This window comes from Streptomyces sp. NPDC001381, from assembly GCF_042895685.1.
Classification (GTDB): Bacteria; Actinomycetota; Actinomycetes; order Streptomycetales; family Streptomycetaceae; genus Streptomyces.
The window spans coordinates 683930-695791 of sequence record NZ_JBIAWO010000001.1; the positions used below are offsets into that span (position 1 = coordinate 683930).

Here is an 11862-nt window from a genome sequence, read left to right on the forward strand (position 1 = left end):
GGACTGCACGGGGCCTGGGCAGCGTGCTCGGCAGCTACCCCACAGGCCCAGGCTCGTCAGTCGCCCACGGTCTCTTCGACCTGGTCGGACCCCGCCATCGCGCCCGCCCACAGTCGAACCTCAGCAACGCGTCCCGGCAGGTAGTGCTCCCACCCGCCGTTGCTGAAGCCCTTACCGACCGCGAAGTCACCGGAGCCGATCTTCGCGGTGAACGCCTTGTCGTCACCGTTCTGGACCCCTCCCAGATAGAGGCTGAGAGTTCCGTCCTGAGCATTGAAGGCACCGGTCATCCTGACCGTTCCGGCTACGTCCACGGCCTCCTCCGAGGCCACCGCGCTGAACGTGCCGTCGGTGTTGAGTCGTCCGAAGTGCCACAACCCCAGCGGGACGGTCTTCTCCTCTCCGGCATCCTCATCCCAGACCGTGCTCTTACCTGTCAGCTCATACCAAAAGCCCCAGGCTGAACCGTCCGCTGTCCGCTGCCCGGCCACCTGGCCAGTGAAGCCGACGCTCTTGTCCTTGAGGGTGTCGGCGTCCACGGACGCCAGGGCAGTGATCGTGAAGGACCCTGTGTCGTCCACGATCGGCCCGGCCGTGGTGGCCGCACCGTCCACACCGTCCAGCACGATCGACTCCTCCTTCAGCGACGCGCCACCGCTCAGCGTCAGCGACCGGCCGTACCCGGAGGTGGTGTCCGCGATGGTGGTACCGGATCCCCGGTCGGCTGACCAATCGGCGACGAGTTCCACCCCGGCATACCCCTTCGAGGTCATCGTCTGCGCCTCGTCCGCAATCTCTTGTGGCGTCAGCACCCTCTGCCAGGCGGCGGGCTCGTCGATGTTGCCGTCGAAGTAGTCGGTGAAGGCGTCGGCCCAGATCCCGCGGCCGATCTGCAACGGGCCGGACCCCTTCCATGCGGTCACGGAATCGACCGCGCTCTGGAGTTCTCCGTTGACGTAGAGGCTGATCTTCTTCGCACCCGCGTCGTACACACCCGCCACATGAGTCCAGACTCCGCGGGGAGTGGCCTGCTGGGCGCTGACCTTGCGCAGGGATCCGTCGGTGCCCATCACGCTCAGGCTCCATGTGTTGGCCCCGCCACCCGCATATGACAAACCGAACGGGATGTACTTCTTCGTGAAGGGGCTGGGGCTGTCCGGCACCTGGCTGAGCGCCGTCAGCGTGCGCGAGGCTCTGGTGTCGACACGCACCCAGGCGGAAACTGTGTACGAAGCGGAGGTATCCAGCACCGGGGCAGCCGTGGCCGCATAGCCCGTGCTGCCGTCGAGGGCCATACCCTTGTCCGTGACCGGGGTCTCCAGCACCACGCCTTCGGCGTCGCGGGTTATGAGACCACGCCGGCCTCGGTCGTCCCGGGACGCGCCGCCTGCCAGAGTCGCGTTGTCCGAACCGTCCCATGTCTCAGAATCCACCGCGACTCCGTCGGCCTCAGTGAAGTTCCATCGGCCGACCGGCTTCTCACCGTCGGCAACCAGAAAGTCGAAGACCGACTGTGCCCCGTGGCGTCCGGCAGTGTCCTTGGCTCTCACATAGAGGCGGTAGGTGCCTTCCTTCGGAGGCGTGACGCCGGCCGATACCGAGGTGCCGAGTTGTTCGGGGGACCACTCTGCCGTCGAGGAGAGTCTGTACTGGTAGGAGACGTTGGTTTTCTCGTCCCCTGCGGCGGGATTGAAGGTGAACATGCCCTTCACCCCTGGACCACCGTGCGCGGTGCACTCGTTGATGGTGCACTGCGTGTAAGGAGAAGCCACTGCGATCAGCGGTGCTTTGGGGGCCGTCGGGTCGACCTTGAAGTAACAGGGCTTGGTGTAGCCGGTGTTCAACCGGTTCTCGCCCTTTTCGTCATAGGAAAGAGTCAACGCCTTCACCCGGTACGACACCCCCTCCTGGAGGGTGGCCAAGCTACGGGACTGCTTCACCAGATTTCCCGCATATCCTGATGTAGGGCTGTCAACGTCGGTGGTCGCGAGCACCCAGTTCGTTCCGTCGTACTTGTCGACCCTCCACCGGATGCGAAGGTGGGCGTACGACTCGCCACCGGACGCAGTGCGCGGTCGGCCCTGCACCTGCGGCGTCGGGTCGGAGACCACGGCCGGGTCGGTCGAGTTGGTGGAACAGACGTATCCGGTGCCAGTGACCAGGCCGACCTCGGTCGGCACCGCGGGCACCGCCACAAACTTCACCTCGAGTGTGGCGTCGTTCTTGAAACGCTTCCAGGCCGCAGGATCGGACTCGTCGTGCGCCTTGATCTCCAGCGTCAGCCGGGAGAACTTGCCTGCCGCGAAGTTCGACACCGTAGAGGTCAGGTTCTCGTTCGTCTCCGACGGGTTGTCCCGGAATTCGATGGGCGCGTCCGGCGAGTCCGGGTCGCACAGCGATCCGCGTCCGGCCGAGACGTTCTGGTCCCCCATCAGGTCGAGCTCCGCGGGTCGCGAAGCCCAAGTGGTGGCGGACGATATGTTGTTCGTGCGAACGAGATCCACCATGCGCGGGTCGCATTGAAAAGCCCAAGGCTCAGTCACCCTGAAGGTGACGTCGAGGACCTTCTTGCCCTTCAGGCTGGCCGGGGAGAACTCGAAGTACAGCTTCTGCACGTACCCGGGCCCGCAGTAATAGCCGTTCCAGGTACCGCACTTGCCCGCGCCCTTACCCTGGTCGTCATCTCCGTTGCCCCAGCCGTACGACTCGTATCCGTCACTACGCAGAAGCGTGCGCTCCGACTCACCCCAGGACACCTTGGGGTCGATGAAGACAGGGAAGGCCGACGCGTCCGTCTTGGCGAGCATTCCTGAGTCCGGGACGACGGACAACGAGCCCTCGGTGACCGCGACGTCCATCTTGACAACCTTGTCGCCTTGGCCGGGCTCCAGACCTGTGCCGGACGGCGCCGCCTCAGCAGAATCAGATGACGTGGTCGCCTCGGCTGCGTACGCCTGTGCCCGCATCAGCTGGGTCTGCGTACCGGATTCCTCAGAAGTCGCAGCCGCGTCGCCCGCCGAGTCCCACATCCGGGCGGGCGGCGCCTTGAACACCGTCTGGCCGCGGCCGTCGACGGCTGTGAGGTTGCCGGCCGCGCCCTCTCGAATGTCCAGCCCGCGCGACTGGAGCCCGAACGTCAGCTTCTTCAGCTCATCATTCGCCGCCGCCTCGGGCGTCTTCACAACGAACACCGGCTGGAAGCTCTCGGGCGTCACGGTCACCTGCAGATCGACACCCGGCAGTACGTCGGAGTAGACGGCGCTGGCGCCGTCGAGCTGCGGCGCCGGAAGCTTGCCCGACCACTCGAGTTCCAGTGCCTTCCCTTGGTCTTCGATCCGGGCTAGAGGTGCGCTGTCGCCTCCGCCGGAGAGGCCGATCGACAGGGCAGCCGCCTTCGGCCCCACAGACCCGTCGGAACGAGTTTCCAGAGTCGCGTCCGGCGCCTGCCAGCCACCACCCGGTTTGGCCACCCGCACGGGAACGACCGACTCTTCAAGGGTGAAGGTGAAACCGTCGGGGTTGGCGTAAACCGTGGTCCGGTCCGTGCGTTCCCCCACCACCTCCACCTGTTCGCCAGACTCCTGCGCGTCGGCGAGCGCCTGTTGCGCCTCGGAGAGGGAGGCCGCATCGGACTCGCCAGGAGCAGCCGCCACCTGTGGGACAGGTGCCACCAGCATGACCATCACAGCGGTGAGTACAGCCGTCGCCGCTACCACCCTGGCTTTCCAGTCATGCCCATGACATAGACTTCTCTGTCGGACACCCCGTATCGACAGCACTGATCCCCCGCCCCAGATACACAAGATCTTCAAAATCTTGAGGTATTGAAACCCGCTTCTCACTTTCCGTCAAGGGATCATCACGGGACGCACTAAAGGGTCGTCGATCTGCGCCATGGTCCTGGCGCCGTTCCTCGTCCAGTACTCCTCCGCCCCCAGCTTCGCCTTCTCGCGGGTGCGCGAGTGAAGACGTCGTCACGGCCGTCGCCGGCCGGGTCCTGGTAGCTCACGCCGATGTGGGGTGGGACGGAAGACCCGGCCGGGCGGGCGGAGTGCCGGACCGCTCCCGTCCAGAGGGTGACCACTCCCGTGCGGACCGACGGCGGGGTGGGGCCGGAGGCCCACCACGCGACACGGGGGGGCGTCGTGCTCATCGTCGAAGTCGTAGACCTGCACGCGGCGGATCTCGTCCGTGGGGCAGACGGGGATCTCGACGACGATCGTGTCGCCGCCGCCCGGGCCCCGAAGTACGGGGGCACGGGATCGGAGGGCCCTGAGGCAGCCGGACGCCGCCGTCAGGGTCAGCGCCGCCAGGAACGCCCACCGGGCGGTCCGCCCGCGACCGGGCGTGCGCACGTCTGTCATGGATCCCCGCCCCCCCTCCCCGGACCGTCCGCAGGCCCCGGTGGCAGAAGCATGCGGGAGCGGCCGGCCCCGGGGAACCGTCAGCTGCTCGGCGTCGACTCCTTCTGCGCCGTCGGCACCCGCTCCGGCCGCTGCACCGCCTTCGCCGCCGATCCCGCCCGCGGCCCCATCAGGGCGTACGCCAGGCCGAAGCCCGCCAGGACGACCGCCGCGCCGCCCGCCGCGTCCAGGACCCAGTGGTTGCCCGTCGCGACGATCGCGGAGACCGTGAAGAAGGGGTGCAGGAGGCCCAGGGCCTTCATCCACCACTTCGGGGCGACGATCGCGATGACCAGGCCGCACCACAGGGACCAGCCGAAGTGCAGGGACGGCATCGCCGCGTACTGGTTGGTCAGGGCGGTGAGGGTGCCGTAGTCGGGCTTGGAGAAGTCCTGGACGCCGTGGACCGTGTCGATGATGCCGAGGGCCGGCATCAGGCGCGGCGGGGCCAGCGGGTAGAGCCAGAAGCCGACCAGGGCCAGGAGGGTCGCGAAGCCCAGGGCCGAGCGGGCCCAGCGGTAGTCCACCGGGCGGCGCCAGTACAGCACCGCCAGGACGGTCAGCGGGACCACGAAGTGGAAGGACTCGTAGTAGAAGTCGAAGAAGTTCCGGAGCCAGTCGACGCCGACCACCCAGTGGTTGACGGGGTGCTCGATGTCGATGTGCAGGAAGCGTTCGAGGTCGAGGATCTCCTGGCCGTGGGCCTCCGCCCGGACCCGGCCCGCGGAGTTCGAGCCGCCGGTCGCCGCCAGCCGGACCTGTTGGTACGCCGCGTACGTGACGCGGATCAGCAGCAGCTCCAGCAGCAGGTTCGGGCGGGTCAGGACGCGCTTGAGGAACGGCAGCAGCGGGACGTGTTTCCAGCGGGCCGGCACCGGTTCCGCGTACTCGGTGGGGATCGGGAAGCGGTAGTACGGGGACGTGCGCGGGAGGAACGGGATCGCCGTCGCGGCGGCGACGGCGGCCAGCAGGACCGCGTTGTCGCGCAGCGGGTGGAGCGCCGGCATGTTCGGCAGCATCATCTTCGCCGGGAGGGTCATGACGAGGACGACGGCCACCGGCCAGACGTAGCGGTCCGAGGCGCGTCTGCCGACCCGGCCCACCACGGCGAGCAGGACCCAGAGCAGCTGGTGCTGCCAGGTCGTCGGGGAGACCGCGATCGCCGCGCAGCCGGTGAGGGCCACCGCCAGCAGCAGCTGTCCGTCGCGCGCGTAGCGGACGGCACGGCGCACGCCGAGGGTCGCGACGGCCGCGCCCAGCGCCAGGAACAGGCCGATCTCCAGCGGGCCGGTCAGGCCGAGGCGCAGCAGGGCGCCGTGCAGGGACTGGTTGGCGAGGGCGTCGGCCTTGCCGCCGAGGCCGACGCCCGCCATGTGGTGCACCCAGTAGGTGTACGAGTCGTGCGGCATCGCCGCCCAGGCGAGCGCGGTGACTCCGGCGAACGTCATGCCGGTCGCGGCGGCGGCGCGGCGGCGGCCGGTGAACCACAGGAGCGCGGCGAACAGCAGGACGGTGGGCTGCAGGGCCGCCGCCAGGCCGATGAGGACGCCGCCCGCCTTCCGGCCTCGGACGACGAAGCAGCCGAGCAGGACCAGGAGGACCGGGATGATGCTGGTCTGGCCGAGATACAGGGTGTTGCGCACCGGCAGCGACAGCATGAGCACGCTGATGGCGACCGGGGCGGCGAGCAGGGACGTACGTCTGCTCACGGGCTGGGGAAGGGCGCGCGCGACCACCAGGCCCAGGGCCACGACCAGGAGCAGCGTGCCGAAGGTCCAGCCCCAGCCGAGGGCCTGTTCCGCCGCCCGGGTGAGGGGCTTGAGGACGAGCCCGCCGAAGGGGGTGCCGGTGAAGCGGGTGGAGTCGTAGAGCGAGCCGTTGACGTGCACCACGCCGTCCGGGCCGACCCAGGTCTCCAGGTCCGTCAGCCGTTCTCCGCGCGGGGGGCCGAGGACGACGGCCACCTGGCGTACGGCGAGAACCGCCGCGAGCAGCCAGAGGCCGAGGCGGGCCGCTCGCAGACGTGCCCTCGCCGTGCCGACCGCGGTCGCCCCGAAGGCCTCCGCCGGTCGCCCGCTGTGCTCCGCATTCGCCACGCCTCGTCGGCCTCCCGCCCCGTACGTGCCACGCTTCGGTTGCGTGGATGTTCCCTGAGCGAACCCTATGCGGCTCGCACGGCCCCCGGAGAGAGACGCAGGCAACCCCCGCTTCACCTGACGTCGGTCCTCCTTTTGTCCGGAAGACGATAGTGCGCGGGGGCGGAGGTTGCCTCCGCAGGGCGCGATGTGGGTCACAGCACGGCCGGAACTGGCACTTCTCACGAACGGAACCGTCGCTTCAGCCGTACCGTCGTACGCCCGTGCGGTACGGAGGGCAGTGAGACGGCTGCGCGTCGTGCACGGCGGACGACCGGGCGACGACGGCAGGGACGGATCGGGCGCTCGCGGATCAGGCGGTCACGGATCACGGCGGACGACGGCGGACGGCGAAGGGGCTGCGGCACATGGTCGGCTTGGTCGGCACGATCGGTTCACCGAGGGGGCGTGCGAGACGGCGGGAGGAGCGGTGGGGCGCGCGGGCCCGGGCCCGCGCGCGGGTCGCGGCCGTCCTGCTGGCGCTGCTCGCGGTACAGCTCGGCTCGCTCGTCGCGCCGGCGTACGCCTGCGCCTGCGGTGCCCTGCTCCCGGGCGACCAGCGTCGGCTCACGGTCGGCCGGGAGGTGTCCGTCGTGCGCTGGGACGGCCGGCAGGAGCAGATCGTGATGAGCCTGCGGGTCGGCGGGGACGCCGAACGGGCCGCCTGGATCATGCCGGTGCCGCACCGGGCGACCGTGGGGCTCGGCGACGGGGAGCTGTTCGACCAGCTGGCCGCCGCCACCGCCCCCGTGCAGCGCTCCCGCACCCACTTCTGGCCGCAGGACGGCGACTGGCCGCTGACCACGGGTGATGGCGGTGCGCAGGGCCCGCCGCCCCCGCCGGCGACCGGTGCCGAGGTGGATGTGGTCGGGCGCGAGCGGCTCGGCCCGTTCGACGTGGCACGGCTGACGGCCACCGATCCGGCCGCCCTGGACGACTGGCTGGCCGCGAACGACTTCGTCCTCCCGCCCCGCCTCGAAACCGCCCTCCGGCCGTACGTCGAGCGGCGGTGGGAGTACGTCGCGGTCAAGCTGGCCCCCCGGACCGCCGGCACCACCCTGAACGGGGAACTCGACCCGCTCCGCCTCACCTTCGCCGCCGACGCCCCCGTCTATCCGATGCGGCTGTCCCGGCTGGCGGCCACCCCGCAGTCGCTGGGGCTGTACGTCCTCGCCGCCCACCGCATGGAACCGGGGTCCGGGATCGGCGGGGAGCGGCCCCGCGTCACCTTCGCGGGACGGGTCGGCGCGTCGGCCGGCGGTCCGCTCGGTGAACTGGCGGCCGGCACGCCGTATCTGACGGCCGTCGCCCAGGAGTTCCCGCGCCCCTCGGCGATCTCCGGGGACCACGAGCTGCGCCGGGCGGCCACGGACACCGCGTTCCGGCAGGTGATCTACGAGGACCGGCTGCTGAGGGTGGCCGGCGTCCCGGTGTGGCTGCTGACGGTGGGCGGCGGTCTCGCGGCGGTCGCGGCGGTGTCGGTGACGCTCGCGTTCCGCGGGCGACAGGCCCGCCACGCGGGCCGGCCGGGCCCCCGCCACGCCTCGGGCGACCAGCCCGCCCCACCGGCCACCGCGCCGGGGCAGACCCCGCCGGTCCCGGTCCCGGGACACGGGCAGGGTCAGGTGCAGCCCCCGCCGGACGTACCTCCGGGCCGGCGGGCCCCGGTGACGCCCCCTGTGCCGGCCCCGCGCCCCACCGGCGCCGCCGTACCGCCGATGCCGGCCCCGCGCCCCACCGGCGCCGCCGTACCGCCGATGCCGGCCTCACAGCCCGCCGTCACCGCCTTACCCCCGAAGCCGACCACACGCCCCACCCCAGCCGCCGTCCCCCCGATGCCGACGGCCCGCCCCACCCCAGCCGCCGTACCCCCGCGCCCGGCCGCACCCCCGCCCCCGCCCCACTCCCCCGCAACGCCCTCTTCCCCGTCCGCGCCCGCGCCCTCCCCCCGCGCCGCGTCGCCCGTCGCCCCGCCGCGGCCGCCGCGCCCGCCCTTCACGCCGCCCCGGTCCCCCGCGCCGCCGAAGCCCTTCACGCTCCCTGTGACACCTCGTCCGAACGGGTGAATTCACGGGGCGGGGAACCGGGGAGGACCCTTCGGCGGGGAACCGGCGCACGGCGGGGCCCGTTGGCATGGCTAGTTAGCGGTTCTAACTAGATGCAGTCACACGAGAGGCAGAGCGCATGAGCGAGTCGCAGGTCTGGGACGCCGTCGACGCCTACTTCACGGACCACCTCGCCCCGGACGACGAGGTGACCGCGGCCGCGTTGCGCGACAGCGAGGCCGCCGGGCTCCCCGGGATCAACGTCACGGCGAACCAGGGCAAGCTGCTCCAGCTGCTGGCCGAGATCCAGGGGGCGCGGACGATCCTGGAGATCGGCACGCTCGCCGGCTACAGCACGATCTGGCTGGCCCGCGCGCTCCCCGCCGACGGCCGGCTGATCTCGCTGGAGTACGACCCGCGGCACGCGGAGGTCGCCGTCCGCAACATCGCCCGCGCGGGCCTGGACAAGGTGGTGGAGGTGCGGGTCGGCGCGGCCCTGGAGTCGCTGCCCCGGCTGGCCGACGAGAACCCGCCCCCGTTCGACCTGGTGTTCATCGACGCCGACAAGTCCAACAACCCGCACTACCTGGAGTGGGCGGTGAGACTCACCAGCACCGGCAGCCTGATCGTCGTCGACAACGTCGTGCGCGGCGGCCGGGTCGTCGACCCGGCCAGCGAGGAGGGGGACGTGCGGGGCTCCCGGGCCGCGATCGAACTGATCGGCGCCCACCCCCGGCTGAGCGGCACGGCGATCCAGACCGTGGGCGCCAAGGGCTACGACGGCTTCGCTCTGGCCCGCGTGCGGGCGTAGCCCTTCGGCACCCCGGTGATCCGCAGAGGGCTACATCTCGTGGTAGAAGCCGACGTTGACGCTGCGCGGCCCGGTCCGGTCGAGGACGATGATCTCGCCGGAACCGCCGCGCGGCAGCGGTACGGTCCCGCCGTAGGCGATCTGCTGCGCGTACTCCCCGACGACCAGCCGCACTTCGGAGGACGGCTCGTCCTGCGAGCCGCGCAGCCAGGAGACCTGCCAGGTGCCCTCGGGGCCGCACAGGAACTCCAGGTGCACTCTGGAGACGAACAGCCAGTCCTCGGGCGTCACGAGGCGGCACACCGACTTGTCCCGGCCCACCCGCAGCACGGCGCCCGGGTCACTGGGCGCGTCGGCCATGAGCATGCCGGCCGTGGCGCCCTCTTCCGTCCCGGAGACGGAGGCCATGGTGAGTTCGAGCACGTGCGCTCCTTCGTGAAGCCGTGAATCGACGGCTGAATGGCGGCTGGTAAGGCGCTGAACAGTGTTTGCACAGCGGCCGCATGATAAATCGCCCGGGCCGGTCCCGTCCGGCACAATGGACGCATGACCGAGCGAAAGCCACCGGGTGTGCCGTTCGAGTCCTGGGTCGACAAGCAGATCCGTGACGCCGAGCGGCGCGGGGAGTTCGACCGGCTTCCGGGCGCGGGCAAGCCGCTGCCGCCGGGCACCGACACCTCGTACGACGAACTGTGGTGGATCAGGGGCAAGATGGCGCGCGAGGGGCTCTCGGTCCTGCCTCCGGCCCTCGCCCTGCGCAAGGAGGCGGAGGACGCCCTCGCGGCGGCGTACGCGGCGCCCTCGGAGCGCATCGTCCGGAAGATCATCACGGACGTCAACGTCAAGCTCCGCGACATGATGTTCAAGCCGCCGCCCGGCCCCCCGCTGGGCATGAAGCCGTACGACGTGGAAGCGGTCGTACGGGAGTGGCGGGAGCGCCGGGCGGCACGGGGCAGTGCGGACGACGGGTCACACGTGTAGCAGCCGCTCCGTCAGTTCGCGGTAGTCCCGCAGGGCCAGCCGGAGTTGTTCGGTGTCGGTGCCGGTGGCCTCCCCCGCCGTCCCCGTCCTGTCGGTTCGGCCGGCCTTCCCGCCTTCGGCGAGCTGCCAGGACCCGCGCAGGGTACGGCGTCGCTGGTTCACGGCGTCGGTGACGCGTGCGGCGAGTTCCTCCAGCACATGGTCGGCCTCCGCGACGGCGTCCCGGGGGCCGTCCACGAAGCCGACGACGGCGTGCTGCATCCGCGAGGCGAGGTCGTCGCACTCGTCGCGCGGCAGCAACGGCGCGCCGTGCCCGCCGCCGTCGCCGGCCGTGCCGGGCTGCTCGGTGGCGGTGGTCCCGGTGGAGGTGGCCCCGGTGGGGGTGGTCCCGAGGCCGGCGTCCCGTCCGGCGGCTCCGGCCGCTCCCGTGCCGGCCGCTCCGGCTCCGGAGGTGCCGACCGCGCCCGCCTCCCGGTGGCCCGCCGCACCCGCGACCGGGCCCGTTCGCTCGTCCCCGCCGGGCGAAACCCCGCCGGACGAGGTCCCGCCGACGGCCGTCCCGGTCTCAGTACCGGTGCCGGTGCCGGACCGTACCGCCGCCCGTGCCTTCTCCATCGGGGTGCGGGGCGGACGGCTCTCGGAATCCTGGGTCATGTCGGGCATCGCGCGTCACCCTTCCTTCGTCTGGTGCCGGTGGAAGCCCCACGGCTGGTGGTGGGAGCGGTCGGGCTGGGTCCTGCGGCGCTCGGACCGGTGGCGGCCGGAGTCGCGGTGGGCCGCGCCCAGCAGGTCGTCGAAGAGGGCGCGGGCCTCGACCATGGCGGCCCGCATGTCCTCGGTGCCGGGCGCGCCGCCGTCCCGTGTGCCGGGCTCGGCGCCGTCCCGCACGCCCGATGCGCCGCCGGGCGTCTCCGTGTCGTGGAAGAGGTCGCCGCCGCCGGCCCGTGCCCGGGCCACCCGGTGCACGCGCCGGTAGCCGTGCACATGGTCGGCGTGGTGCACGGAGAGCGCGGCGACCTGCTCCTCGTACTGGGCGCCGTCGGGGAAGCCGCGGGCGCCGGCCACCTCGGCGAGGAGACGGTCGGCCTCGGCGACCGCGTCGCTCGGGGAGTCGACGAAGCGCTCCTGCGCGGCCGTCCAGCGGGCCTCGAACCGCTCGCGCTCCGCGGGCTCCAGCGGCCGCTCACGCAGTCCGCCGTGCCGCTCCACGAGCGCGCCGAGTTCCCGCTCGGCCGCCTTGACGTCCCCGTCGTGCCGGGCCACGGCCCGGTCGTACTCGGGCCCGAAGCGCTGCTTCAGGCCGTGTGCGCCGTGCGAGCCCCGAGCCCGCACGGCCAGGATCGCCGCCACGGCGACTACGGCCGCCGCAGCCACGATCAGAGCGATGATCACGCCTGTGGACATGGTTGCCTTCCGGTGTGTCGGCCCCACGGGCCGGTTCGCGTTCCGGGTTGCCCGCAGGACACCTCCCAAACGGGTCCCGCACG

8 protein-coding genes are annotated in these 11862 nt (G+C 71.5%); 3 read left to right on the top strand and 5 right to left on the bottom strand.

Features of this window, described 5'->3' with window-relative positions:
- Nucleotides 1-56: 56 nt before the first annotated feature.
- Together ACFY2L_RS03085 and ACFY2L_RS03090 are read right to left on the bottom strand one after the other, a co-directional pair.
- Nucleotides 57-3677, bottom strand: coding sequence for a LamG domain-containing protein (locus ACFY2L_RS03085; RefSeq protein WP_390821695.1), 3621 nt, complete (start codon nucleotides 3675-3677; stop codon nucleotides 57-59).
- A 767-nt stretch (nucleotides 3678-4444) separates the two neighbouring features.
- On the bottom strand, nucleotides 4445-6499 hold the full coding sequence (locus tag ACFY2L_RS03090; protein ID WP_390821333.1) for a bifunctional glycosyltransferase 87/phosphatase PAP2 family protein: 2055 nt from the start codon (nucleotides 6497-6499) through the stop codon (nucleotides 4445-4447).
- Nucleotides 6500-6906: 407 nt separating this feature from the next.
- On the opposite strand from ACFY2L_RS03090, the gene ACFY2L_RS03095 reads away from it, so the two are divergent.
- Both ACFY2L_RS03095 and ACFY2L_RS03100 read left to right on the top strand, forming a co-directional pair.
- Nucleotides 6907-8604 carry a DUF2330 domain-containing protein gene (locus ACFY2L_RS03095; protein WP_390821334.1) on the top strand — a complete coding sequence of 566 codons (1698 nt, stop codon included), beginning with the start codon at nucleotides 6907-6909 and terminating at the stop codon, nucleotides 8602-8604.
- 118 nt (nucleotides 8605-8722) lie between these two features.
- Nucleotides 8723-9394 carry an O-methyltransferase gene (locus tag ACFY2L_RS03100; RefSeq protein ID WP_390655592.1) on the top strand — a complete coding sequence of 224 codons (672 nt, stop codon included), beginning with the start codon at nucleotides 8723-8725 and terminating at the stop codon, nucleotides 9392-9394.
- A 30-nt stretch (nucleotides 9395-9424) separates the two neighbouring features.
- Here ACFY2L_RS03100 and ACFY2L_RS03105 read toward each other — a convergent pair whose 3' ends face one another.
- Nucleotides 9425-9817: a hypothetical protein gene (locus ACFY2L_RS03105; RefSeq protein ID WP_390655591.1), complete on the bottom strand. Its 393-nt coding sequence runs from the start codon at nucleotides 9815-9817 to the stop codon at nucleotides 9425-9427.
- Between the two features lie 123 nt (nucleotides 9818-9940).
- Here ACFY2L_RS03105 and ACFY2L_RS03110 point away from each other — a divergent pair, with 123 nt between their 5' ends.
- Nucleotides 9941-10375 carry a DUF1992 domain-containing protein gene (locus tag ACFY2L_RS03110; protein WP_390821335.1) on the top strand — a complete coding sequence of 145 codons (435 nt, stop codon included), beginning with the start codon at nucleotides 9941-9943 and terminating at the stop codon, nucleotides 10373-10375.
- Here the strand turns inward: ACFY2L_RS03110 and ACFY2L_RS03115 are convergent.
- Entirely contained in the window at nucleotides 10364-11029 is a 666-nt protein-coding gene (locus ACFY2L_RS03115; RefSeq protein WP_390821336.1) for a hypothetical protein, read from the bottom strand. The genes ACFY2L_RS03110 and ACFY2L_RS03115 overlap by 12 nt on opposite strands.
- A gap of 15 nt (nucleotides 11030-11044) precedes the next feature.
- Complete coding sequence (locus tag ACFY2L_RS03120; RefSeq protein WP_390655588.1) at nucleotides 11045-11779, bottom strand: hypothetical protein; 735 nt, start codon at nucleotides 11777-11779, stop codon at nucleotides 11045-11047.
- Nucleotides 11780-11862: the final 83 nt, after the last annotated feature.

Excerpts from the sequence above, each read along its gene's own strand:
- ACFY2L_RS03095 (WP_390821334.1), top strand. The coding sequence starts at position 6,907 with ATGGTCGGCTTGGTCGGCACGATCGGTTCACCGAGGGGGCGTGCGAGA.
- ACFY2L_RS03115 (WP_390821336.1), bottom strand. The coding sequence starts at position 11,029 with ATGACCCAGGATTCCGAGAGCCGTCCGCCCCGCACCCCGATGGAGAAG.
- ACFY2L_RS03085 (WP_390821695.1), bottom strand. The coding sequence starts at position 3,677 with ATGCTGGTGGCACCTGTCCCACAGGTGGCGGCTGCTCCTGGCGAGTCC.
- ACFY2L_RS03100 (WP_390655592.1), top strand. The coding sequence starts at position 8,723 with ATGAGCGAGTCGCAGGTCTGGGACGCCGTCGACGCCTACTTCACGGAC.
- ACFY2L_RS03110 (WP_390821335.1), top strand. The coding sequence starts at position 9,941 with ATGACCGAGCGAAAGCCACCGGGTGTGCCGTTCGAGTCCTGGGTCGAC.
- ACFY2L_RS03120 (WP_390655588.1), bottom strand. The coding sequence starts at position 11,779 with ATGTCCACAGGCGTGATCATCGCTCTGATCGTGGCTGCGGCGGCCGTA.